General features: G+C 41.2%; 25 protein-coding genes and 1 tRNA gene. 8 read left to right on the top strand and 18 right to left on the bottom strand.

Annotation, left to right across the window (positions count from 1 at the left end; all coding sequences use genetic code 11):
* Positions 1 to 14: 14 nt before the first annotated feature.
* Positions 15 to 392, bottom strand: a complete 378-nt coding sequence (locus PG086_RS03615; RefSeq protein WP_268716507.1) for a DUF1934 domain-containing protein — start codon at positions 390 to 392, stop codon at positions 15 to 17.
* Between the two features lie 71 nt (positions 393 to 463).
* Between PG086_RS03615 and PG086_RS03610 the strand changes: the two genes are divergently transcribed.
* On the top strand, positions 464 to 1,768 hold the full coding sequence (locus PG086_RS03610) for an HD domain-containing protein (protein WP_270747854.1): 1,305 nt from the start codon (positions 464 to 466) through the stop codon (positions 1,766 to 1,768).
* A 12-nt stretch (positions 1,769 to 1,780) separates the two neighbouring features.
* Positions 1,781 to 2,587 carry a sugar-phosphatase gene (gene yidA / locus PG086_RS03605; protein WP_270747853.1) on the top strand — a complete coding sequence of 269 codons (807 nt, stop codon included), beginning with the start codon at positions 1,781 to 1,783 and terminating at the stop codon, positions 2,585 to 2,587.
* Between the two features lie 212 nt (positions 2,588 to 2,799).
* Here the strand turns inward: yidA and PG086_RS03600 are convergent, their stop codons facing one another.
* The 7 genes from PG086_RS03600 to PG086_RS03570 form a co-directional block, all read right to left on the bottom strand.
* Complete coding sequence (locus PG086_RS03600; RefSeq protein ID WP_270747852.1) at positions 2,800 to 4,575, bottom strand: DUF4365 domain-containing protein; 1,776 nt, start codon at positions 4,573 to 4,575, stop codon at positions 2,800 to 2,802.
* A 306-nt stretch (positions 4,576 to 4,881) separates the two neighbouring features.
* A tRNA-Arg gene (locus PG086_RS03595) sits at positions 4,882 to 4,953 on the bottom strand.
* Between the two features lie 42 nt (positions 4,954 to 4,995).
* Positions 4,996 to 5,343: a 50S ribosomal protein L19 gene (gene rplS, locus PG086_RS03590; RefSeq protein WP_001068669.1), complete on the bottom strand. Its 348-nt coding sequence runs from the start codon at positions 5,341 to 5,343 to the stop codon at positions 4,996 to 4,998.
* 118 nt (positions 5,344 to 5,461) lie between these two features.
* The gene (crcB, locus tag PG086_RS03585; RefSeq protein ID WP_270747851.1) at positions 5,462 to 5,791 is read right to left on the bottom strand and encodes a fluoride efflux transporter CrcB; all 330 of its coding nucleotides are present in this window, start codon (positions 5,789 to 5,791) and stop codon (positions 5,462 to 5,464) included.
* Positions 5,785 to 6,159: a fluoride efflux transporter CrcB gene (crcB, locus tag PG086_RS03580; RefSeq protein WP_270747850.1), complete on the bottom strand. Its 375-nt coding sequence runs from the start codon at positions 6,157 to 6,159 to the stop codon at positions 5,785 to 5,787. The genes crcB (PG086_RS03585) and crcB (PG086_RS03580) overlap by 7 nt, the downstream gene beginning before the upstream one ends.
* Positions 6,156 to 6,422 (bottom strand): chorismate mutase, encoded by a 267-nt coding sequence (locus PG086_RS03575; protein WP_268713527.1) that lies wholly within the window; start codon positions 6,420 to 6,422, stop codon positions 6,156 to 6,158. Before PG086_RS03575 ends, crcB (PG086_RS03580) begins: the two co-directional genes overlap by 4 nt.
* 117 nt (positions 6,423 to 6,539) lie before the next feature.
* Entirely contained in the window at positions 6,540 to 6,983 is a 444-nt protein-coding gene (locus PG086_RS03570) for a flavodoxin (RefSeq protein WP_001162125.1), read from the bottom strand.
* Between the two features lie 103 nt (positions 6,984 to 7,086).
* Here PG086_RS03570 and PG086_RS03565 point away from each other — a divergent pair, with 103 nt between their 5' ends.
* Together PG086_RS03565 and PG086_RS03560 are read left to right on the top strand one after the other, a co-directional pair.
* A complete protein-coding gene (locus tag PG086_RS03565; protein WP_270747849.1) occupies positions 7,087 to 8,022 on the top strand; it encodes a DHH family phosphoesterase in 936 nt (311 codons plus the stop codon).
* A 95-nt stretch (positions 8,023 to 8,117) separates the two neighbouring features.
* A complete protein-coding gene (locus tag PG086_RS03560) occupies positions 8,118 to 8,360 on the top strand; it encodes a type B 50S ribosomal protein L31 (protein WP_000710762.1) in 243 nt (80 codons plus the stop codon).
* A gap of 118 nt (positions 8,361 to 8,478) precedes the next feature.
* Here the strand turns inward: PG086_RS03560 and PG086_RS03555 are convergent, their stop codons facing one another.
* The 7 genes from PG086_RS03555 to PG086_RS03525 form a co-directional block, all read right to left on the bottom strand.
* Entirely contained in the window at positions 8,479 to 9,813 is a 1,335-nt protein-coding gene (locus PG086_RS03555; protein WP_270747848.1) for an Nramp family divalent metal transporter, read from the bottom strand.
* Positions 9,814 to 10,033: 220 nt separating this feature from the next.
* The gene (gene carB / locus PG086_RS03550; protein ID WP_270747847.1) at positions 10,034 to 13,210 is read right to left on the bottom strand and encodes a carbamoyl-phosphate synthase large subunit; all 3,177 of its coding nucleotides are present in this window, start codon (positions 13,208 to 13,210) and stop codon (positions 10,034 to 10,036) included.
* Positions 13,211 to 13,658: 448 nt separating this feature from the next.
* On the bottom strand, positions 13,659 to 14,738 hold the full coding sequence (locus PG086_RS03545; protein WP_000166847.1) for a carbamoyl phosphate synthase small subunit: 1,080 nt from the start codon (positions 14,736 to 14,738) through the stop codon (positions 13,659 to 13,661).
* A 49-nt stretch (positions 14,739 to 14,787) separates the two neighbouring features.
* Positions 14,788 to 15,711, bottom strand: coding sequence for an aspartate carbamoyltransferase catalytic subunit (locus tag PG086_RS03540; RefSeq protein WP_270747846.1), 924 nt, complete (start codon positions 15,709 to 15,711; stop codon positions 14,788 to 14,790).
* A gap of 18 nt (positions 15,712 to 15,729) precedes the next feature.
* Positions 15,730 to 16,251 (bottom strand): bifunctional pyr operon transcriptional regulator/uracil phosphoribosyltransferase PyrR, encoded by a 522-nt coding sequence (pyrR, locus tag PG086_RS03535; RefSeq protein WP_000850018.1) that lies wholly within the window; start codon positions 16,249 to 16,251, stop codon positions 15,730 to 15,732.
* Between the two features lie 210 nt (positions 16,252 to 16,461).
* Complete coding sequence (gene nth, locus PG086_RS03530; RefSeq protein ID WP_270747845.1) at positions 16,462 to 17,091, bottom strand: endonuclease III; 630 nt, start codon at positions 17,089 to 17,091, stop codon at positions 16,462 to 16,464.
* The gene (locus PG086_RS03525; protein WP_007521511.1) at positions 17,092 to 17,634 is read right to left on the bottom strand and encodes a YceD family protein; all 543 of its coding nucleotides are present in this window, start codon (positions 17,632 to 17,634) and stop codon (positions 17,092 to 17,094) included.
* Between the two features lie 168 nt (positions 17,635 to 17,802).
* Here PG086_RS03525 and PG086_RS03520 point away from each other — a divergent pair, with 168 nt between their 5' ends.
* Both PG086_RS03520 and PG086_RS03515 read left to right on the top strand, forming a co-directional pair.
* Complete coding sequence (locus PG086_RS03520; RefSeq protein ID WP_007521509.1) at positions 17,803 to 18,132, top strand: hypothetical protein; 330 nt, start codon at positions 17,803 to 17,805, stop codon at positions 18,130 to 18,132.
* A 490-nt stretch (positions 18,133 to 18,622) separates the two neighbouring features.
* The gene (locus tag PG086_RS03515) at positions 18,623 to 20,182 is read left to right on the top strand and encodes an ATP-binding cassette domain-containing protein (protein ID WP_270747844.1); all 1,560 of its coding nucleotides are present in this window, start codon (positions 18,623 to 18,625) and stop codon (positions 20,180 to 20,182) included.
* Between the two features lie 43 nt (positions 20,183 to 20,225).
* Here the strand turns inward: PG086_RS03515 and htpX are convergent, their stop codons facing one another.
* Both htpX and PG086_RS03505 read right to left on the bottom strand, forming a co-directional pair.
* Positions 20,226 to 21,125 carry a zinc metalloprotease HtpX gene (gene htpX, locus PG086_RS03510; RefSeq protein ID WP_084939061.1) on the bottom strand — a complete coding sequence of 300 codons (900 nt, stop codon included), beginning with the start codon at positions 21,123 to 21,125 and terminating at the stop codon, positions 20,226 to 20,228.
* Position 21,126: 1 nt separating this feature from the next.
* Positions 21,127 to 21,687 (bottom strand): LemA family protein, encoded by a 561-nt coding sequence (locus PG086_RS03505; protein ID WP_000219838.1) that lies wholly within the window; start codon positions 21,685 to 21,687, stop codon positions 21,127 to 21,129.
* 93 nt (positions 21,688 to 21,780) lie between these two features.
* On the opposite strand from PG086_RS03505, the gene rsmG reads away from it, so the two are divergent.
* A complete protein-coding gene (gene rsmG / locus PG086_RS03500) occupies positions 21,781 to 22,494 on the top strand; it encodes a 16S rRNA (guanine(527)-N(7))-methyltransferase RsmG (protein WP_045616915.1) in 714 nt (237 codons plus the stop codon).
* A 321-nt stretch (positions 22,495 to 22,815) separates the two neighbouring features.
* A complete protein-coding gene (locus PG086_RS03495) occupies positions 22,816 to 24,099 on the top strand; it encodes a uracil-xanthine permease family protein (protein WP_270747843.1) in 1,284 nt (427 codons plus the stop codon).
* 41 nt (positions 24,100 to 24,140) lie between these two features.
* On the opposite strand, the gene PG086_RS03490 is transcribed toward PG086_RS03495, so the two are convergent.
* Positions 24,141 to 25,046: a DMT family transporter gene (locus PG086_RS03490; RefSeq protein ID WP_213988417.1), complete on the bottom strand. Its 906-nt coding sequence runs from the start codon at positions 25,044 to 25,046 to the stop codon at positions 24,141 to 24,143.
* Positions 25,047 to 25,053 lie beyond the last annotated feature (7 nt).

The following is a 25,053-nucleotide window of genomic DNA, read 5'->3' as shown; positions in this document are numbered from 1 at the left end:
CGCCAACCTTTTTCTTATCCCCAAGTAATTTCTAATTGATAGCTGGCAAAGGGTTGTCCCTCTTGGTTTTGCAGTTGATAGGCGAGCTCGATCTTTTGCCCATCCAGTTTGTAGTGACTCGTTTGAATGATAAACTCCTGCATCCCCATTGGTGTAGGAATATAGGCCAAACTATCACTAGACTTTAGAAAACGCATGATGGTTTTGGGACTCGAGAAACGGGTCATCACTAGTTCTTCACCATGAAATTTAATAACCACTTTTTCCTTTTCCTCATTGTAGAAAAGCAGATAGCTATAATCTCCCTTTTCACGCACTTCCACGTCATAGAGTTGGTCTATGACTTCCAACTGTTCATCAAACTGAATCCTATTTCGCATTCGAATCTTCACATCATGTCCTCTTTCTTGTCTCTTGTCCTACTATTTTACCAAAAAGAGCAGGATTTTGCTATAATGGTCATATGAACGAAAAAGTATTCCGTGATCCAGTTCACAACTACATCCATGTCAATAATCAAGTCATCTACGACTTGATCAATACAAAAGAATTTCAACGTCTGCGCCGTATCAAACAACTAGGGACTTCCAGCTATACCTTCCATGGTGGCGAGCACAGTCGCTTTTCCCACTGTTTGGGGGTCTATGAGATTGCTCGCCGTATCACAGAGATTTTTGAAGAAAAATATCCTGAAGAATGGGATCCTGCTGAGTCTCTCTTGACCATGACCGCTGCTCTCCTACACGACCTTGGGCATGGTGCCTACTCGCATACTTTTGAACATCTCTTTGATACAGACCACGAAGCCATCACTCAGGAAATTATCCAAAGTCCTGAGACAGAGATTCACCAAGTCCTGCTACAAGTAGCGCCAGACTTTCCTGAAAAAGTGGCTAGTGTCATCGACCATACCTACCCTAACAAACAGGTCGTACAGCTCATTTCCAGTCAGATTGATGCGGACCGTATGGACTATCTCTTGCGCGACTCCTATTTTACAGGAGCTTCCTATGGAGAATTTGACCTGACTCGCATCCTACGGGTCATTCGCCCAGTCGAAAATGGCATCGCCTTTCAGCGCAATGGCATGCATGCCATCGAAGACTATGTCCTCAGTCGTTACCAGATGTATATGCAGGTTTATTTCCACCCAGCAACACGGGCCATGGAAGTTCTCCTACAAAATCTCCTCAAACGCGCCAAGGAACTCTATCCTGAAGACAAGGACTTCTTTGCACGAACTTCTCCACATCTCCTTCCTTTCTTTGAAAAAAATGTGACCTTGTCTGACTATCTAGCTCTGGATGATGGCGTGATGAATACCTACTTCCAGCTCTGGATGACCAGTCCTGACAAGATACTAGCCGACTTGTCGCAACGTTTTGTCAACCGCAAGGTCTTTAAATCCATTACTTTTTCAGAAAAAGACCAAGACCAACTCGCAACCATGAGACAACTGGTTGAAGAAATCGGTTTTGATCCAGACTACTACACTGCCATTCATAAGAACTTTGACCTTCCTTATGATATCTATCGCCCCGAATCTGAAAATCCACGGACTCAGATTGAAATTTTACAAAAAAATGGAGAACTGGCAGAACTCTCTAGCCTGTCTCCTATCGTCCAATCCCTTGCTGGCAGCCGCCATGGAGACAATCGCTTCTATTTCCCGAAAGAAATGTTGGACCAAAATAGCATCTTCGCAAGTATCACCCAGCAATTTTTACACTTGATTGAGAACGATCATTTTACCCCAAATAAAAACTAGAAGAGGAAATTTATGAGTATTAAACTAATCGCTGTCGATATCGATGGTACCCTGGTTAACAGTAAAAAGGAAATCACTCCTGAAGTTTTTTCTGCCATCCAAGATGCCAAACAAGCTGGCGTCAAAGTCGTGATTGCAACTGGCCGCCCTATCGCAGGTGTTGCTAAACTTCTGGACGACTTGCAGTTGAGAGACGAGGGTGACTATGTTGTAACCTTCAACGGTGCCCTTGTCCAAGAAACTGCTACTGGCCATGAGATTATCAGCGAATCTTTAGCCTATGAGGACTATCTCGATATGGAATTTCTCAGTCGCAAACTCGGTGTCCACATGCACGCTATTACCAAGGACGGTATCTATACTGCCAATCGCAATATCGGAAAATACACAGTGCACGAATCAACCCTCGTCAGCATGCCCATCTTCTACCGCACACCTGGAGAAATGGCTGACAAGGAAATCGTCAAGTGTATGTTTATCGATGAACCAGAGATTCTCGATGCTGCGATTGAAAAAATCCCAGCAGAATTTTACGAACGCTACTCTATCAACAAATCTGCTCCTTTCTACCTTGAACTCCTTAAAAAGAATGTAGACAAGGGTTCAGCTATTACCCATCTAGCTGAAAAACTAGGATTGACCAAAGATGAAACCATGGCGATCGGTGACGAAGAAAATGACCGCGCCATGCTCGAAGTCGTTGGAAATCCCGTTGTCATGGAAAATGGAAATCCAGAACTCAAAAAAATCGCCAAATACATCACTAAAACAAATAATGAATCTGGCGTTGCCCATGCCATCCGTACATGGGTATTGTAAAAATGCAAGAATAGATAAAACCCGCTCAGCAGAGCGGGTTTTATATGAATATATCACAATGAGAGTAAATTAATAAATTGAATTGCAGTTGTACAGTTACTTAAATCTTGAAAGTACAAAAATAGGTATTGCTTCCTTAATTGTGGCACTGTATTGTAATACATTACTTTCTTTATTTCCATATGTTATTTTCTTACAATCTCTTTTAATTTTTACGATAATTTCATATACAAAGTATAAATAGGAAAGTCTTTATATCTTTCTTTTGTCTCATTATCCAGTTTATTCCAAAACAAATCAGCTTGCGGTTTCGATTTTAATAACACTGATGAACCGAAACAAAGTTCATAGTTATCATTACTATTTACTAAAATATTGCTCAGAATCTCCATTTCTTTGCTGTTTAATTTACGAACTCTAGATTTTATTTGAAGGTCATTTATTATAGCCATCTCACTATTTTGGGAGTATTTTAAGTTCCAATTAGAAAGACATTGAGCCCAATTAAGTAACAACTCTCTTTTAGTCATATCTTCTGCCATGTCTGCAGCGATAACTATTTTTAAAATAGTATGGTCAGCGCCTTCATATTTCAGCTTATTATCTACCAATCTTTGATATGAGGCAATAACTGAATCAATTTTACAATTATCAATTTTTAGCCAATCGTTTGGTTCAAATACTTCAAAAATTGAAATGTCTAAATAATCTTCATCTTCAGTTTCTCCTTCCCGGCACCAAGGAGTTTCAGTAAAAATGTCTATCATAGTTCCATTTTTATCTGACAAAAAACTATATAAAGTTATAATGTGGATGTTAGCAATATTTAGGTGAAGTAATTTCGATTCATTATAATTTAAAGCAACTTTCTTTTTTAAGACAAGACCTGAATAAAGAATATTTAGATTTCTTTGAGATTGTTTATCAAAGCAAGATAAATCAACATCTTTTTGTATACCCATTTTTTTCATAAAGTTAGAAATTTTTAACAATCCCTTTATATCAGCCTCTAAATCAAATGAAGAAATATCCTTTATTGACCGTTCATCTAACTCTATTTTATTACCATTAAGGGTAAAATATCCGATTTTTCCTAGCTCTTGAAATACCTGAGTACACTTTATAGCTTTTGACAGCAAATCCGGCCTAGTATAGTTAAATTTGAATTGTTTCTTCTTTATATCAAAAGACATTGTAAAGCTTTCACCAAAATGAAGCTGTACATTCCCATCAGGAAAACGATGTCTTTTTACGTCTTGAAAAACATGATCGCCTATTTTTATAATTAAATCCGTTTCTTCTTCAGTTTCTACAATCTTAATTGTGTTTTCAAGAGGTATTTCTATGCCAGTTATAGGATCTAAATAATAAATAAAGAGATCATGTTCTTCCTGATAGTTAAAAATTTCTTCTTTTTCCTGACCATAGAAGTAGAACTTTAGAGTTTTATCATCAGAAATGTCCTCAACTGAAATACCTTCGGCATTTATGAAACTATACTGCTTCTGACTATTGTTTATGAAATCCACTAACATTGGATAAATTTTTTTATCATCCAGTTTAAAAATCTCTATGGAAAGTTTCTTCTTATTTGTAGATTTATTTTTTAGTTTACTCTTTCTGAGCAAATTCTTTATAGAAAGAGGAGGTAATGACTTATAGTAAATATCTCTTAAACCATTATCCTCATTCAACCAAACTACAAATAAAACTACTCCACCATTTGATTTATATAGTTCTAAATCTCTAGTATCTAATGAGAAGGATTTTAACACATCTTTTTTCTGTCTAGTGGTTTTAATCTGAACAGGTACTTTACCTAATATTTCGTCTTTCTTCTCACTCGGTGATTTAAGAACATGAATTTCTCCATCCCACACTGGAGTTTTATCATTTCTATCAAAATAAGATTGAAGTAACTCATGCTTATCTATAAATGTCGACAGATGTGAAACACCTAATGTCTCAATTTTTCTATTATTTGCCAAATCCGCACCTCGAAAAATAGCTCTATATACTTTATATTATAACATTAACAAAGAAAAACTTATATACTATAATTACAACTATTTAACTTAAACTGAATATTATAAACTTAAAAAATACTGTTCATTAATAATTACAAAATAAATAGATCAGTTTCCTGATCTACTTTATTCTATATTCATTGACTTTTGGTCACACTTTGGTCAAAAATTCCAAAAATATTAAGTTATTTTAAAAAACAAACTTGTGATGATTGCCTATAAACAAACATTTTGAATTTTCTTTGTCTTTCTTTACATTACTAAAAATGCCCCCTGCAGGAATCGAACCTGCAACTACTCCTTAGGAGGGAGTTGTTATATCCATTGAACTAAGGGAGCTAGAGAAAAACCCTGCTGGGTGAGCAGAGTTTTTTAGTCGAATTAACGACGGATTTCTTTGATACGAGCTGCCTTACCTTGAAGTGCACGCAAGTAGTACAATTTCGCACGACGTACTTTACCGTAGCGAACAACTTCGATCTTTTCAACACGTGGAGTGTGGATTGGGAAGATACGCTCAACACCTACACCGTTAGAGATTTTACGAACTGTGTAGTTTTCTGAGATACCAGCACCTTTACGTGCGATAACAACACCTTCAAAAATCTGGATACGTTCACGGTTCCCTTCGACAACTTTCGCGTGTACACGAACAGTGTCACCAGGACGGAATGATGGGATATCTGTACGAAGTTGACCTTCAGTCAAGCTTTGGATTAATGGATTCATTTTATTCTCCTATCTTTGTCAATCTTGAGGAACCTTCCTCAGCGGATAAACTGTATTTTTGTGCGTCCATTACACACAAGATACAGTTTACCAAATTTCCACCTAAAAGTAAAGAAATTTATAGCAGAATTCCTAAAAAAATCGCTAGAAAACCGCCTATGTAAGTTATGACTAAATAGCTATAAAATACCTTCTTGTCACTTAATAGTCTTTGCAGCTCGTCATTCAAGGTTGAAAAGGTCGTCAAACCTCCACAAAAACCTGTCGCTAGGATAGCATAGACTTCCTTAGACTCCACATGATTGTAGAGCAAGCCAATCAAAAAACAACCTAGAAGATTGGCTATGAGAGTTCCTAGGGGCAATTTAGAAGCTTGATTATAGCGTGAAAAGAAATAACGTACCAGGGCTCCGAACCCGCAGGCGATTGCAAGATAAACGATTACCATTTCTTCCTCCCTAGAACATAAGCCAAAAGTAGACCTCCACCAATGCTCAAAAGTAAGTAGATGCCTAAACTAAGATAACGCCCGGTATCAAGAAGTTTCACTGCATCAAGCATTAGGCTAGAAAAGGTTGTTAAACCTCCGCAAAAACCTGTCCCCAGCGCCAAAACCAAGCCTTTACTAGTTTCCTTATAGACCAGATAGCCTCTCACCAGATAGACCAAGCAGAAAATGCCCAGATAGTTGACAAGGAGGGTACCCCAAGGAAAGTCTGGACTGGCTGGTAACCAAGTGGAAATGAGATAGCGGACAAGGCCTCCCACCATTGCAGCCAGAAAAATTCCTAGCGGATAAAATTGTTCTTTTTTCATTTGATGTTTTGATCCTGATAATCACGCGAATGTTTGAGAATGTCTGAAAAAGTCGCAACAATGGTCTCCTGATAGCGCTTATCTTCTACTCGATTTCTGACTTTTTCAAAAATGATTTCTTCTCGCTTGGTATCTAAGATTGGCTTACCAGATGCTTTCTTATAAGCGACAACCCCTTCAACTAAGTACATCCGTTCTTCTAGGAGCTTAACGATTTGGTCGTCGATTTGATCAATTTCTTGCCGAATAATATCTAAATCCATAGTGTCTCCTCCTTTATTTGAATTATTGTATCAAAAAGCTTCTAAATAGGCTAGTAAAATCCCAAAAAAACTAATAAAAAAACGCACTGACTTCTTCCAGTCAGCGCAGTTTGATTCTTATCCTACTTTTGCAGCCAATTCTTCTGCGAATTGTTCCAAACGTTCGATGTCTTCTTCTTCGGCAGAGAGGTCTACTTTAACACACTCTGAACCTTTTTCTGCTCCTGTTGCTACAAAAACGCGATCAAAGTCATCGACAGCCTTACAGAATTCGTCGTAGAAGGTATCTCCTGAACCGACCACTCCGTAAATTTTGCCATTCAAGTTGAGATCAGCTAGGTCTTCGTAGAAGTCCATCATCTCATCGGGCAATTCTCCATCCCCGTAAGTGTAAGTCGCAACGATTGCGATGTCCGCCTCCAAGAAGTCTGAAGCGTCAACAGTCGTACATTCATCCACATCGACATCCAAGCCCAAGTCACGCAATTTATCTGCTACAATATCTGCAATTTCTTCGGTATTACCGGTCATACTGGCAAATACAATTTTTGCTAATGCCATATCGTCCTCCTCAATTTATCTTTCTCCATTATATCATATCTTTTTCATTTTAAAAATAAAAATTCTTATGCTACAATGAAATGAGAAAGAATTGAGGTTATTTATGGAAATTTACCAGCAAATATTAGAGAAAATCAAAGAATACGATACCATTATCATTCACCGTCATATGAAACCAGATCCGGATGCCTTAGGGAGTCAGGTGGGCTTGAAAGCTCTTCTCACACACCATTTCCCAGAAAAGACTATCAAAGCGGTCGGTTTTAACGAACCCACTCTAACCTGGATGGCGGAAATGGATACTGTCCAAGACAGTGTCTACCAAGGAGCTCTTGCTATTATTTGTGATACAGCGAATCGCCCTCGTATCGATGACAAACGCTACGAACAAGCTGCTTTTACCATCAAAATCGATCATCATCCAAATGATGATATCTATGGTGACCTATCCTGGGTGGATACAAGTTCAAGTAGTGCTAGTGAAATGATTGCCCTATTTGCTCAAGAAAATCAGCTGGCTTTGTCTAGTGAAGCGGCACGACTTCTCTATGCAGGAATTGTCGGGGACACAGGGCGTTTTCTCTACCCGTCAACTAGTGCCCGTACCTTTAGAATAGCTAGCCAGCTCCGAGAAATTGATTTTGACTTTGCTGGATTGTCTCGTCAAATGGATACCGTGAGCTTCAAGATTGCAAAATTGCAAGGGTATGTTTATGATCACTTAGAAGTCGATGAGAATGGAGCCGCACGCGTTCTGCTTACTCAAGAAATCCTGAAAGAATATAAGGTTACGGATGCTGAAACGGCTGCGATTGTCGGAACACCTGGCCGAATTGATACTGTTAAGGCTTGGGCTATCTTTGTTGAGCAAGCTGATGGCCACTTCCGCGTGCGAATGCGTAGTAAAATCACCCCTATCAATGAAATTGCCAAAGAACACGACGGAGGAGGACACCCATTAGCCAGTGGCGCCAATTCCTATAGTCTAGAAGAAAACGAAATCATCTATCAAAAGTTAAAAAACTTGCTTAAATACTGATAAAATACTTGCCAAACTTTTCAGAATCTGATAGACTAGTATGGTAACAATCTATGGCTCGCAAAGAGACCATGGCAGAAAGGAAATATTGCAAAATGAAAAAAGATATCCATCCAGAATATCGCCCAGTTGTCTTCATGGACACAACTACTGGTTACAAATTCCTTAGCGGTTCAACAAAACGCTCTAACGAAACTGTTGAGTTCGAAGGCGAAACTTACCCATTGATCCGTGTGGAAATTTCATCAGACTCACACCCATTCTACACTGGACGTCAAAAGTTCACTCAAGCAGATGGACGTGTGGATCGTTTCAACAAAAAATACGGTCTCAAATAATCATAAAAAGAACAGTTTCAACTGTTCTTTTTTTGTACTTATTTTTATGAACCAACCACTACTATTATCTCAATATCAAGCTTCAAGCTGCTAGTGCCGAGAACTAATTTGAACAAGTTTAAAAAATATCGAAAAGAAGCTTGATATTGAGAATGGTCAAGATGATTGAAACTGCGTAACCTAGGATTGTGTTCCACTTGGCATTAGTGAATTCTCCCATCAGTGACTTCTTAGAGGTCAGATAGATTAAGGGAAAGATTGAAAACGGAAGAGCGGTTGACAGAAAGACCTGTGAATAGACCAATAACTGATCCAAGGTTTTTTCTTGATGTCCAAACAAGACGGCGACTATAATCACAGGGATCAAGGCAAAAATACGTGTACCGATACGGATAATCCACTGAGGTAATCTTAGATGTAAGAAACCTTCCATGACAATCTGTCCTGTCAAAGTGCCTGTAATGGTCGAATTTTGACCACTTGCTAAGAGGGCTAGAGCAAATAAAGTTGACAAGGTTGAGCTGGCTATTGCTCCTGCTATCGTCGAATCCTGTAAAGCATTGTACATTTGGGAGAAAGCTGAAATTTCAGATGCATGACCAAAAAAGAGGGAGGCACCTAAAATGAGAAGCAAGGAATTGACAATAAAGGCTAGGGACAACTGAAGATTTGAATCCCAGGTCATAAAGCGTACTGCTTTTCGAACATCCTTCTTATCTTTGTGATTGATTTTCCTTGTTTGGGATAGAGAGGAATGGAGATAGAGATTATGGGGCATGACTGTCGCACCTACAATCCCTAGAGCCAAGGTCAATTGACTTTCATGACCTGGTAACGGTGTTTCAAATAAAGTTGAAGTTGGTAAATAACCACCAATAATCCCCTGGATACTTGGATTGGATAAGGCCACAAGATAGGCAAAGATGGCTAATATGGTTAAAATAAGAGTCGTAACAATGGCTTCAATTTTTTTGAAACCAAATTTCATCAATAAAAGTAACAAAAATACATCTAAAACGGTTAGAAGGATAGCAATCATAATCGGTATTTTAAACAAAAGATTTAAGGCAATTGCTGAACCTAAAACTTCAGCCAAATCTGTCGCCATTAAAGCTAATTCTAAAATCACCCATAAACTATAGCGAAGCCACTTGGGAGCATGATGAGCCGTTGCCTGCGCTAGGTCCATCCTAGTCACGATACCGAGCTTTCCAGCCATCTGTTGTAACTGCATAGCAATGATGGATGAAATTAAAATAACAAATAAAAGGCTGTACTTGTAGGAGGCGCCACCAACCACGCTGGTGATCCAGTTTCCTGGATCCATGTAGCCAACTGCCACAAGTGCACCAGGTCCTAAAAATGCTTTTAGATTTTGCCAAAAATGATTGTTATTTGGAGTCTCAATAGATTGATTGATCTCAGAAAGAGAGACTTTTTCATAAGAGGACATAGGGATTTCCCACTTTCTAATCTGTCTTTACATATTTCTTAATAGAATATTTTTTGAAAGAATGATGAAAATAGTTTACCTATTTCCAATTCATCCTTATTATATCACATTTTAGAATGATTCCTAATAAAAGAAATGATAATTGAAATAGGCAATATCAGTATTGTAAAAGCCAGCGTTTTTTGACGCTGGCTTTAAAACTGTGAAAAATATTTCTCAACTAGATCGCTTCTGTGACAAAACTACGGCTTTCAAGCACTCTAAGCATGGCATTAGCTGTATCTAAGGCTGTAAAAAGTGGCACACCGTGTTCAATGGCTGAACGACGGATTTGCTCACCATCTTCGTCAGCAGTTCGTTTGGTTCCGACAGTATTGATGATCGCTTGGACTTTTCCTTTACGGACATAGCTTGGGATATCCTGTTCATCGTCACCAATCTTACCAACAGGTTGGGCTTCGAGTCCATGACTGGCAAAGAAGGCTGCTGTCCCTTCTGTCGCGAGGATACCGTAGCCGATATTTTGGAAACGGCGAGCCAAGTCCAAGGCTTCATCTTTGGCATCATCAGCGATGGTGAAGACCACATTCCCAAAGGTTGGCAAGTGTAAGTAAGAAGCTTCAAAAGCTTTATAGAGAGCTTTTTCCAAAGTCGTATCAGAACCCATGACTTCACCTGTTGACTTCATTTCAGGGCCGAGCAAGCTGTCTACCTTAGCTAGTTTGGTAAAGGAGAAGACTGGAGCCTTGATATGAACGCGAGTACTTTCAGGATAAAGTCCATCTTGGTAGCCAAGTTCTTCAAGACTTTGCCCAAGAATCAGCTTAGTCGCTACCTGAGCCATAGGGATATTGGTTACCTTAGAAAGGAACGGAACCGTACGGCTGGCACGTGGATTGACCTCAATAACGTAGACTTTTTCATCCTTGATGACAAACTGAATATTCATCATACCAAGACAGTTAAGGCCGATTGCTAGGCGTTTAGTATAGTCTGCGATGGTTTCCTGAACCTTTTGCGACAAGGTTTGTGGTGGGTAAACGGCCATTGAGTCACCTGAGTGGACACCAGCACGTTCGATATGTTCCATGATACCAGGGATGAGAACATTTTCTCCATCTGAAATGGCATCGACTTCACACTCTTGTCCAACAATGTAAGAGTCAACAAGAACTGGGTGGTCTGGACTTGCTTTAACGGCTGTACGCATGTAAGAACGAAGATCTTCTTCGTTTTCTACAATTTCCATAGCACGTCCCCCCAAGACATAAGATGGGCGAACGAGGACTGGGAAACCAATCTTGCGAGCTGCAAGCACCGCTTCTTCTTCATTTGTTGCCGTTTGTCCTGGTGGTTGTGGAATATCCAAGTCTTTGAGGGCTTGCTCAAAGAGGTCGCGGTCTTCCGCCCGGTCTAGGTCAGCAACTTGTGTACCAAGAATGGTCACTCCTGCTTTGGCCAATGGCTCCGCAAGGTTGATGGCTGTTTGACCACCAAACTGAACAATAACGCCTTTTGGTTGCTCCAAATCAATGACATTCATCACATCTTCAAAAGTTAATGGTTCAAAGTAGAGCTTATCAGACACAGAGAAGTCCGTAGAAACGGTCTCTGGGTTTGAGTTCATGATGATGGCCTCATAACCAGCTGCCTGGATTGCCTTAACAGAGTGAACGGTTGCGTAGTCAAACTCAACCCCTTGACCAATACGGATTGGACCTGAACCTAGAACTAGGACGGATTCCTTATCAGACTTGATAGATTCATTTTCCCAGCCATAGGTTGAATAGAAGTATGGTGTTTCAGAGTCAAATTCTGCCGCACAGGTATCGACCATCTTATAGACTGGAACAATCTTGTTTTCCAAACGTAGTTGGCGAACTTGGTCAGCTGTCGTTTCCCAAAGTTCCGCAATCTTACGGTCTGAAAATCCATTGAGTTTGGCAGTTTTCAAGACTTCTAGATCTTGTGGATGGGCACCTAACTCTTGCTCAATTTCAAAGATGTGCAAGAGTTTATCAAGGTAAAAGATATCAATCTTTGTCAATTCAGCAATTTCTTCTGGTGTGTAACCACGGCGAATAGCCTCTGATACGTAGAAGAGACGATCATCTTGGGCCTTGACAACTTTTTCAATCAAGGCATCATCCGAAACAGAAGCAAGCTCCGGCATTTCATTGTGGTGAACGCCAATTTCAAGTGAACGACATGCCTTGAGAAGTGACTCCTCGATGTTACGACCGATAGCCATGACTTCCCCAGTCGCTTTCATCTGAGTTCCAAGACGACGCTCACCTTTTTCAAACTTGTCAAATGGGAAACGTGGAATCTTAGCAACGACGTAGTCAAGGGCTGGTTCAAACATAGCATAGGTGGAACCAGTGACTGGGTTGATGACCTCATCCAAGGTCAAACCAACCGCAATCTTAGCTGCCAATTTGGCAATCGGATAACCAGTTGCCTTAGAAGCAAGCGCTGACGAACGCGATACACGAGGGTTTACTTCGATAACATAGTACTTAAAGCTATGTGGATCAAGGGCTAGCTGAACGTTACATCCACCTTCAATCTTGAGGGCGCGGATAATGCTCAAGCTCGCGTCACGAAGCATTTGGTTTTCATAGTCTGACATGGTTTGCGCAGGAGCAAATACGATAGAATCCCCTGTGTGAATCCCCACTGGGTCAAAGTTTTCCATGTTACAAACAACGAGGGCATTGTCAGCTGAATCGCGCATAACCTCGTATTCGATTTCCTTGAAACCAGCGATTGAACGTTCAATCAAACATTGGGTAACAGGTGACAGTTTTAACCCATTTTCAGCGATTTCACGCAATTCTTCCTCGTTGGCACACATACCACCACCAGTACCACCTAGGGTAAAGGCTGGACGAACGATAACAGGGTAACCAATTGACGCAGCAAAAGCAACAGCTTCTTCCACTGTGTTAACAATTTCAGATTCAGGAATCGGCTGCTCAAGCTCTTCCATCAATTGTTTAAAGAGGTCACGGTCCTCTGCTTGGTCGATGGCAGACAATTTAGTACCTAAAAGCTCTACTCCAAGCTCATCTAAAATACCATTTTTAGACAATTCCATAGCCATATTGAGCCCTGTTTGACCACCAAGAGTTGGAAGCAAGGCATCTGGACGTTCCTTACGGAGAATACGTGTCACAAACTCCAGTGTGATCGGTTCGATGTAGACCTTGTCCGCAATCTCCTTATCTGTCATGATGGTAGCAGGGTTTGAGTTCACCAAGACAACCTCATAACCTTCCTCTTTCAACGACAAGCAGGCCTGGGTCCCCGCGTAGTCAAACTCAGCAGCCTGACCAATAATAATCGGACCAGAACCAATCACCATAATTTTTTGAATATCAGTACGTTTAGGCATTTATAAGATATTAAGGGCGTCAAGCGGACAAAGCTAAAATAGGAGTTATGACGAAGAACTCTCAGTTCTAGGAATAACTATCTTTTTAGCACCGTCCGTAGCCCGTATTCAGTTCAGCAAATACGGACCACCCTTCTCCTTTCTATTCGTCGCCTCACAGAGCGACATTAAATAAATTCTCCGACGATTTTTTAGAGAAACGATATTTTTCGATAAAAAATCTAGTGCAGGGAGTTTTTAGTTCGCCCAATAGCGACTAAAAGAAACGACCTGCCTTTCTATTCGGCAACTCTCAGGTTGCCATTAAATAAGATACAAAGGACGAATAGAAAGCGATTGAATTTTAGGAAACCAAGGAAGGATTGACAATCCAAGTTGGTTTCTCTAAATTCCGAGCTTTCCGTCCGTGTTCAGTTACATAAATTCTCCAACGAGTTTTTACTCGTTTTTAGTTTGCTTGTTTAAAAGCTTCCATCATCTCGATAAACTCGTCAAATAGGTAGCTTGCATCGTGTGGACCAGGAGCTGCGTCTGGGTGGAATTGTACAGAAAAACCTGGTTGGTATCTGTGACGTACACCTTCAACTGACTTGTCATTGATTTCTTCGTGGGTAATGATCAAATGCTCTGGCAAGTCCTCACGGCTGACTGCATAACCATGGTTTTGGCTGGTAAAGTCTACACGTCCTGTTGCAATCTCACGTACCGCGTGGTTAAATCCACGGTGACCAAACTTCATCTTATAAGTCTTAGCCCCGTTTGCCATGGCAAAGAGTTGGTGTCCCATACAAATTCCGAAAATTGGAATTTTCCCTTGCACACCACGAATCATGTCCAGTGCTTCTGGAACGTCTTCTGGGTTACCTGGACCATTTGACAACATAACTCCATCAGGATTGAGGTGGAGAATTTCTTCTGCCGTTGTTGAATACGGAACAACCGTCACGTTACAGTTACGCTTAGAAAGTTCACGTAAGATTGAGTGCTTGAGACCAAAGTCTACTAAGACCACACTCAAACCAACTCCAGGAGCTGGATAGGAAGTTTTAGTAGAAACCTGCTTAATATTGTCTGTCGGCAAGACTGTTGCTTGGAGCTGGTCCGTCACATGGTCCATACTGTCCCCAACATGAGTCAAGGTTGCACGCATGGTACCATGCTTACGGATAATCTTGGTAAGTGCACGCGTATCAATCCCTGAAATACCCGGAATTTTCTTAGCTTTCAAGAATTCGTCCAAGGTCATTTGGTTGCGCCAGTTGCTAGCTCGACGCGCCTCTTCGAAAACGACAACTCCCTTACAAGTTGGAATGATGGATTCATAATCATCACGATTTATTCCATAATTTCCCACCAAAGGATAAGTGAAAGTCAAGATTTGTCCATTATAAGACTGGTCTGTAATGGATTCTTGGTAGCCGGTCATCCCTGTGTTAAAGACGATCTCACCTGTTACATCAATGTCTGCTCCGAAGGCCTTTCCTTCAAAAACTGTGCCATCTTCTAATACTAGAAGTCTTTTTGTCATATTTTCACCTCTCGTGGACGCTCACTGGCGTCTTTTAACGTCTTGTGTTTTAGTTGGCGTTTCTACTCGCCAATACGGATTCTAAGATTGCCATTCGAACAAAGACACCGTTGGTCATTTGTTGGACAATGCGTGATTTTGGTGCTTCAACCAAGTGGTCAGCAATTTCCACATCCCGATTAACTGGAGCCGGATGCATAATGATTGCTTTTTCTTTCAAACGATTATAGCGTTCTTGGTTCAAACCGTGTTGAGCATGGTAGTCTTCTTTTGAAAAGACCGCTCCGCTTTCATGGCGTTCATGTTGAACTCGGAGTAACATCAAAACATCCACCTGATCAACAATCTCATCAATAGTTACAAACTGTCCATAGTCCGCAAACTCTTGACTTCTCCATTCCTCAGGTCCTGCAAAATACAGTTCAGCTCCCAAGCGTTTCAAAATCTGCATATTGGATTTGGCAACACGTGAATGATCCAAGTCGCCTGCAATAGCAACCTTGAGACCCTCAAAGTGACCAAATTCCTCATAAATGGTCATCAAATCAAGCAGGCTCTGACTAGGATGTTGTCCCGAGCCGTCTCCACCATTGATGATGGAAGTCGTAATCGTCGGACTCGCAATCAACTCTCTGTAATAGTCGACATCTGGGTGGCGAATCACACAGACATCCACTCCTAGAGCAGATAGGGTCAAGATGGTATCATACAATGTCTCACCCTTATTGACCGAACTGGTCTTCACATCAAAGTCAAGTCGCTCCAGCCCTAGCTTAATCTCTGCCACTTCAAATGACTTATGTGTCCGTGTAGAATCCTCAAAGAAAAGATTTGAAACAATCGGATGGTCTTCATAAGGAAGCTGGGCTCCATTTTTAAACTCAATTCCTCGCTTAATCAATTTCATCACTTGATCGACAGTGAGGTCTTCCATGGACACCACATGGTTCAATGCTTGTTGATTTTCTGACATAGCTACTCCTTCAGCTTTCTAAGCTTCTTCAGTAATCAGAACTCTGTCTTGGCCATCAAGTTCTGTCATCTCTACGATGATTTCTTCAGAACGACTGGTTGGGATATTTTTCCCAACGTAATCTGGACGGATAGGCAATTCTCTATGTCCACGATCGACTAGCACCGCAAGACTCACGCGCGCAGGGCGACCATGACCAACAATATTATCGATAGCAGCACGGATGGTACGACCTGTATAGAGTACATCATCAACCAAGATAACTTCACGGTCTGTCACATCAACAGAAATCAAAGAAGTATCTTCTCCGCTTTTAACATCGTCACGGAAAGGTTTGGTGTCCAGTTCCACAACAGGTACAGTGATGTTTTCCAACTGCTCCAAGCGTTCTTTGATACGATGAGCGATGAAAACACCACGCGTTTTTATCCCTGCTAGGATAATCTTATTCAAATCTTTATTGCGCTCAATAATCTCATAAGTAATTCGCGTAATCGCTCGTTTGACAGTCAATTCGTCTACAACTTCTTTTGTCTTCATGACAAACCTCCAAAAAGAAAAGTCTCCTTCTACAAGGAGACTTGAAATGTATAGCCAAGCGAGCCCTACTGTATACAGTATAGACTTCACCCTTCTACTTTATCGCGCTCCTTGCCTGCCTCACGGGACAGGTTTAAAGGATTATTTAGTTATCACTTAATATAGCACAAAGCACCCTTAAAATCAAGTAAAAACTTTTTCAGAGTCCGCTTAAACATTGCTAAAATCATATAACTGGGGATAGTGGTCACATTCTGGATTTTTGGGATGGCAGATAGCTCGTCCAAAGTAAATCATGGCCTGGTGGGCTGCTAACCACTCTTCTGGTGGCAAGACATCCATAACACGTTTCTCTACTTCAAGTGGCGTAGCCGATTTTTTTACGATATCGTGATGCTTACAGATACGCTCCACATGAGTATCCACTGCAAAAGCAGGAATCCCAAACCCCACACTCATGACGACATTTGCTGTTTTACGACCAACACCCGCTAGACTTTCTAATTCCTCTCGTGTCTGAGGCACTTGACCATCAAAATCATCTAGTAACTGTTGGGCACATTTTTTAAGAAATTTAGCCTTATTTCGATACAGTCCCAGGCGAGAAATGTGTGAAGCAATTTCACTCTCTGTTGCGACAGACATGGCTTGTGGTGTCGGAAAGGCAGCAAAGAGACCTGGCGTGGCCTTGTTTACCGCTACATCTGTCGTCTGAGCTGACAACATCACCGCAACCAAGAGTTCAAAATGATTGCGAAAATCAAGACTAGGTTTAGCATCTGGAAAGAGGGCAATTATTTCCTCTATGACATGACGGGCACGTTTCTTGGATAAAACCATCTACTCGTCTCCATTAAATAGTCCTTGCAAGCCAGCAAATGGACTGTTTTCTTCTTTCTTGACTGCTTGTTGGGCTTGGTATTCTTCCTCAGTCATGATTTGCCAGTCATTTCCTGACACAAAACCTTGGCCCGCCTCTTCTTCTGCCGTCAAGACTTTGATAGGAATATTGAGCAGAATATTATCTGCTACGCTCTCAGCAAGGTCAATTTCCCCATTTTCGATAGGCAAGACTAAGTCATCGTCTAGAACTTCCTGGTCCAGTTGGTTGGTCTCTCCTTCCATGAAAACTTCTGTGACTGGATAAGATTCATCTAACTCAACTGGCTCCATACTACGACTTGAAGCAAGAACAATGGTATATGACAACTGATAGTCTAAGAAATACAGACGGTCTTCGTACTGCACCTTCCCAACAGCAAGGATATCTTTGACATCTAAAATTTCTTGATTTCGTTTACGCAAGTCTGCTGCCAGGTCTAAAGCTTGTTCAAAGTGTAGACCTTCAGGCTGCTTACTAATTTCTTGAATATGTAACTTCATATTTCCTCCATAAAGATGTACTCACTTGATTATACCATGAAAAGGCTATAAGTCAGCCTCCCAAACTTTGATATTAAAATTTCATTTTTTAACATATTTACTATGGCATATTTTCTGATTAGTGCTATACTATAGGCAAGAATACATCAGAGCAAGGAGGATGCTCATATGGAAGACAAAGCACTCATCACTGAAGCTTACCAACTACTTTCCGAGTTAAATCAAAGTTTCCAAAATTGCAAACAAGGTACAGCCGATGATTTTCGTCTACAAGAACTGCTGAACACCACTCTTAAGAAACTAAAAAAAGCGGAAAAGATTGACAACAGTATCTTAATCGACCTTGAGAAATTTTACCAACGTACCAGTCTACTGATTGGACTGGGTAGCCTAAAACTGAATGATCAAGCTCGTGCTGCTTGGCGCAACTATGACAAGTTCCACTACGAACATGTCAAACACGTACTGACTCTCTATGGACCTGTTTTCGGATTCTGATACTTTTCGAAAATCTCTTCAAACCACGTCAGCTTCGCCTTGCCGTTAGTATGGGTTACTGACTTCGTCAGCTCTATCTGCAACCTCAAAGCTGTGCTTTGAGCAGTCTTTGGGTCGCTTCCTAGTTTGCTCTTTGATTTTCATTGAGTATAAAAACTAGAATTTCCTGTTTTCTATTGACAAAATTTCCTCAAAAGTATAGGATAGAGGTACTAATACTCGGAGGTAAGGGAGACATGAACAACTAAGTCTATCAAATAAAGAACCTTTATTTAGTAGATCTTGTTTTTGTCTCTTTTTGTGTGCTCTTTTTATACTAGATTTTCTAGTATCTTGTCCCCATTGAAAATCAAAAAACTAGAAAGCTAACCGTCTGCTCCTTTTGGGTTGGGGTAGGCAGCTCCAAGCTAGTTTGACGAGCTTTTTAACGAGGAAAATAGAGTTTTGACAGTGACTTTGAGCTCTACTAGATAAAGTAGAGCTTTTTGTTATGCACTATCGACATTCTAGAAAGGGCAACAATATGATAAAAATCAATCATCTATCCATCACTCAAAACAAAGATCTACGAGATCTTGTATCTGACTTAAGCATGACTATCCAAGACGGGGAAAAGGTTGCTATTATTGGCGAAGAAGGAAATGGCAAATCAACCTTGCTACGAGCTTTAATGGGGGAAAAATTGACTGATTTCACTATCAAGGGAGACATCCAATCTGATCTTCAATCACTGGCCTACATTCCTCAAAAACTCCCTGAAATCCTGAAAAATAGGACTCTACACGACTACTTCTTTTTGGATTCTACTGAATTAGACTACAGCATTCTTTATCGTTTGGCGGAGGAGTTGCACTTTGATAGCGACCGTTTTGCTAGCGACCAAGAAATTGGCAGCCTATCAGGGGGAGAAGCTTTGAAAATTCAGCTCATTCACGAGTTAGCAAAACCTTTTGAGATTCTTTTTTTAGATGAACCTTCAAATGACCTTGACCTTGAGACGGTTGATTGGCTAAAAAGGCAGATTCGAAAGATTAGGCAAACTGTTATTTTCATTTCCCATGATGAAGACTTTCTTTCTCAAACGGCAGATACTATTGTCCACTTGCGACTGGTCAAGCATCGGAAAGAAGCGGAAACGCTAGTCGAGCATTTAGACTATGATCGCTATAGTGAGCAGAGAAAGGCTAATTTTGCAAGACAAAGCCAGCAAGCTGCTAACGACCAGAGAGCCTATGACAAAACCATGGAAAAACAACGCCGCGTCAAGCAAAATGTAGAAACTGCACTTCGAGCTACCAAAGACAGTACTGCCGGTCGCCTATTGGCTAAAAAGATGAAAACTGTTCTCTCTCAAGAAAAACGCTTTGAAAAGGAAGCTCAGTCCATGACACAAATGCCACTTGAAGAGGAACAAATCCAACTTTTCTTCTCAGACATCCAACCATTACCGGCTTCTAAAGTCTTAATCCAACTGGAAAAAGAAAGTTTGTCCATTGGCCAGCGCATTTTAGCTCAGGAGTTACGACTAACGGTCCGTGGCCAAGATAAAATCGGTATCATCGGGCCAAATGGTGCTGGAAAATCAACTCTGTTAGCCAAGTTGCAACAACTACTCAGCGCCAAAAGAGAGATTTCCCTTGGTTATATGCCACAAGATTACCACAAAAAACTGCAATTGGATTTATCTCCAGTAGCCTACCTCAGCCACACTGGACAAAAAGAAGAACTACAGAAAATCCAATCTCACCTAGCCAGTCTCAATTTCAGCTATCCAGAGATGCACCACCAAATCCGCTCCCTATCTGGCGGGCAACAAGGTAAACTCCTACTTTTGGATTTAGTGTTGCGCAAACCAAACTTTCTCCTTCTGGATGAGCCTACACGAAACTTTTCTCCAACTTCCCAACCCGAAATCAGAAAACTCTTTGCATCTTATCCCGGCGGTCTGATCACTGTTTCTCATGACAGACGTTTTCTAAAAGAGGTCTGTAGGGCCATCTATCGTTTGACAGAACATGGTTTGGAGGTAGTTAATTTAGACGATTTATAAATGTTGAACATAGCAAAAATCCAGAGATCATCTCTGGATTTTTTTACATGTGTTTCAAGCGTTCGATTCGTTCTGAGATAGGTGGGTGGGTATAAAAGAGTTTTTGAAGTCCGCCACCTTTCTTGGGATCATTGATATAAAGAGCGCTGCTGGCATCATCGACATGGTGGTGCATTGGCTCGCTATTGTCTAACTTGCGCAGTGCATTGATCATCCCTTGAGGATTGCGGGTCAGCTCCACACTGGATGCATCCGCCAGAAATTCCCTCTGACGGGAAATGGCTAATTGCACCAAGGATGCTGCTAAGGGTGCCAGAACAATGGCTAGGAGAGAGATGACAAGCATGATAATCTCTAGACCATTTCCGTCACGATCATTATCGCTCCGTCTGCGACCAGCACCACCCCACCACATCATACGACCAGCCATACTAGATAGCAGGGTAATAGCACTAGCAAGAGCAACAGCAATGGTCGAAATGCGGATATCGTAGTTACGAATATGACTGACCTCATGTCCCATAACAGCTTCTAGTTCTTCGCGATTCATGATAGCTAGGAGACCCGAAGTGGCCGCAACTGCCGCATTCTGCGGGTTGGAACCTGTCGCAAAGGCATTTAAGGAAGAATCCTCAATGATGAAAACACGTGGCATAGGGATCTGAGCGACCATGGCCATATCTTCCACTACATGGTAGAGGTCTGGTGCCGTTTGCTCATCAACCTCACGCGCCCCATTCATAGACATGACAATCTCTGTTGATTGAAAGATCATGGTTAAGGCATAGACAAGACCAATGATTAGGGCTATGATCATCCCCCCAAGACCTGATCTCATAAAGAGATAGCCAACGGCATAACCAACCAAGGCCAAGAGTAGGAAGAAAACCAGCAACAAAATCCAGGTTTTTCGTTTATTGCTCGCAATTTGATCAAACAACATCTTAGTCACCTAAACCGCTAAAGTCAACTTTAGGAACTGCCTTTTCCTCTTCAGGTGTTTGAAGAAAATCTGCAGCTTTAAAGCCAAATAGTCCAGCGATAATATTACTTGGGAAGCTTTCTAGTTTTACATTGTAGTTGCTGACAACACTATTGTAGAGTTGACGTGAATAAGAAATTTTATTTTCTGTATTGGTCAGCTCTTCTTGTAATTTGATAAAGTTAGCACTAGCCTTCAAGTCTGGGTAATTCTCTGCTACTGCAAAGATACCGGAAATCTGGCGGGTAAGGGCATCACTGGCCTTCATTGCTTCAGCTGGTGACGTTGCTGCGGCTACTTGTCTACGAAGTTCTGTCACTTTTTCCAAGGTAGAGCCTTCATATTTGGCATAGCCTTTGACCGTTTCAATCAAGTTTGGGAGCAGATCATTACGACGCTTCAACTGAACATCGATCTGGCTCCAAGCCTCCTTGGTTTGCATACGATTTTTCACCAAACCGTTATAGCTAACAATCACAAAAATAACAATCAGAGCCAAAACTCCAAGAATAATCCAAGTCATAATCTTATTCCTTTCTTCTTTTAGATTAATACCAGTATATCAAAATTTTAACGAATATGGTAAAATAAGATGATACTAGAGAAGGAAATAACTATGAAACCAGAAACATTTTACGACTTGCTAGCGAAGCAAAACCTTCCACTTTCAGACCAGCAAAAAGAACAATTTGAACGGTATTTTGAACTCTTGGTCGAGTGGAATGAAAAGATTAACCTGACCGCTATCACTGACAAAGAAGAAGTCTACCTTAAACACTTTTATGATTCGATTGCACCTATCCTACAAGGTTTGATTTCAAATGAAACTATCAAACTTCTTGATATCGGCGCTGGAGCAGGATTTCCTAGTCTTCCTATGAAAATCCTCTATCCTCAGTTAGATGTGACCATCATTGATTCGCTAAATAAGCGCATCAACTTCCTCCAACTCTTGGCTCAGGAGCTGAACTTGGACGGAGTTCACTTCTACCATGGTCGTGCAGAAGACTTTGCCCAAGACAAGAACTTCCGTGCTCAATATGATTTTGTAACGGCTCGTGCTGTTGCTCGTATGCAGGTTTTGTCTGAACTGACCATTCCCTATCTTAAAGTCGGTGGAAAACTATTGGCACTCAAGGCCAGCAATGCGCCCGAGGAATTGCTAGAAGCCAAGAACGCCCTCAACCTCCTCTTTAGCAAGGTAGAGAACAACCTCAGCTATGCCCTGCCAAATGGAGATCCGCGCTACATCACTGTCGTCGAAAAGAAAAAGGAAACACCTAACAAGTACCCAAGAAAGGCTGGCATGCCCAACAAACGCCCACTTTAAACAATGGTGAGCCCTTGTTTAAAGTTCAGAAAACAATTTACAAAATCATACCTCGCTCTCGTATTTCTAGGCTCGGGAAAAATTCGTTTACAAAACGAACCTCGCTCTCGCATTTCCGGGCTCGGGAAAAAATGATTTACAAAATCATTTTTTTCTGCTATACTATCACAAGCAAAGGTTTTTAATGTCATCCTGTGAGGTGACGAAGGCGCAGATTTATATAAATTTTTAAAAGATAGCTATTTTTTAAAAAGTCTTACTCTGAGGGCCTATTGCTGCAAAATAATGGGCTCTTTTTTGGTGCCCAAAAGTGAGGTTTTTATGAAACAGGAATCAACTGTTGACTTGTTACTAGACGTTGATCAACGTCCTTCTGCTGGTAAAGGTATTCTTCTCAGCTTCCAGCACGTATTTGCCATGTTTGGTGCAACCATTCTCGTTCCCTTAATTTTGGGAATGCCCGTATCGGTGGCTCTCTTCGCATCTGGTATTGGAACACTTATCTACATGATTTCTACTGGCTTTAAGGTTCCAGTTTATCTAGGTTCTTCATTTGCCTTTATCACGGCTATGTCTCTAGCCATGAAAGAAATGGGGGGCGACGTATCTGCCGCTCAAACTGGAGTTATCCTGACTGGTTTGGTCTATGTCCTTGTAGCAGCAAGTGTTCGTTTTGCAGGTACGAAATGGATTGACAAACTCTTGCCACCAATTATTATCGGACCTATGATTATCGTTATCGGTCTTGGACTTGCTGGTTCAGCTGTAACGAATGCTGGACTTGTAGCAGATGGAAACTGGAAAAATGCCCTTGTAGCCGTTGTTACGTTCTTGATTGCAGCCTTTATCAATACAAAAGGAAAAGGTTTCCTCCGTATCATTCCTTTCCTCTTTGCCATCATCGGTGGATACCTATTTGCCCTAGTTCTTGGATTAGTTGACTTCACTCCTGTTCTTCAAGCCAACTGGTTTGAAATCCCTGGTTTCTACTTGCCATTTAATACGGGTGGTGCCTTTAAAGAGTACAACTTGTACTTCGGTCCTGAAACCATCGCCATCTTGCCAATCGCTATTGTAACAATTTCAGAACACATCGGAGACCACACAGTTTTGAGCCAAATCTGTGGCCGTCAATTCCTGAAAGAACCAGGACTTCACCGTACTCTTCTCGGTGACGGTATCGCGACATCTGTATCCGCCTTCCTCGGTGGACCAGCTAATACGACTTACGGAGAAAATACAGGAGTTATCGGGATGACTCGTATCGCTTCTGTCTCTGTTATCCGTAACGCGGCCTTTATCGCCATTGCTCTTAGCTTCCTAGGTAAATTCACTGCCTTGATTTCAACCATTCCAAATGCTGTGCTTGGTGGTATGTCCATCCTTCTCTACGGAGTTATCGCCAGCAACGGTCTAAAAGTTTTGATTAAAGAGCGCGTTGACTTCAGTCAAATGCGTAACCTCATCATCGCAAGTGCCATGTTGGTACTTGGACTTGGTGGGGCCATCCTCAAACTTGGCCCCGTTACACTTTCAGGTACTGCTCTATCAGCTATGACAGGAATTATCTTAAACTTGATTTTGCCACACGAAAATAAAGACTAATCATCTATACACACAAAATCCACTCGATTGAGTGGATTTTTTTACTTACTCTTTATTTCCAGTAGTAAATCTTTCAATGAAATAATGGTCACGGCTAGTAAAATCATGGCCATACCGACAAAATCAATCGCATAAAACTGTTCCTTCATAATCAGAAAGGCAAAGAAAACAGCTGAAATGGGTTCAATCGAGGCTAGCAAACTAGACTTAACAGGGCCTATCAGACTAGCTCCTTTTAGAAAAGCTGTATAGGCAAAGACCGTTCCGATAATGATAATCCCAGCAAATGCAAAGAGAAAATCTAAGCTAGTCGGTATGCTGGCCTGTAAAACTCCTGTGAAAGGAATAGCCACTACACCAGAAATAACCATCCCAACACCAATCACCAAAATACTGCCCCACTTCTTAATCAAAGCGATGGGAAGGATAATATAGAGGGCATAGGTTAGGGCAGAAAAGAGGCCCCAGAAAAGTCCAGCAGCTGTGACAGACAACTGGTCAAGTTCCCCATGCGTCGCGATAAGAAACGTTCCTCCAATTGCTAAACCAATTGAAATAATCTCAGCCAGAGTAGGCGCCACCTTGTCCTTGATACAAGTATAAACCAAGATCCCAACGGGGCATACATACTGGAGAACTGTCGCCGTGCCAGCATTGGTTTCCTGAATGGCAGAAAGATAGGCAAACTGGTTTAAGAAAAGTCCAAACAAGGCAAACAACAACAGAGATAAAAGGCTTTTTCTGTCTTTTAAAAAAGCATAGAGTCTATCCTTTGCAGTCATATAGGATAAGACTACCAGTGCCAAACCTGCAATGATAAGCCGCAGATTAGTCAAGACTAGAGCAGAAATCCCGTGTGCCATCAGGTATTGGCCACTGGTTCCAGACAAGCCCCAAGCAATCCCTGCCACTACTGTATACAGAGTTCCTTTTACGGTTTTTGACATGCTTCTC

The sequence above is a fragment of the Streptococcus halitosis genome (assembly GCF_027691175.1).
GTDB classification, from domain to species: Bacteria; Bacillota; Bacilli; order Lactobacillales; family Streptococcaceae; genus Streptococcus; species Streptococcus halitosis_A.
This window is presented reverse-complemented; position numbering and strand designations above follow the sequence as displayed.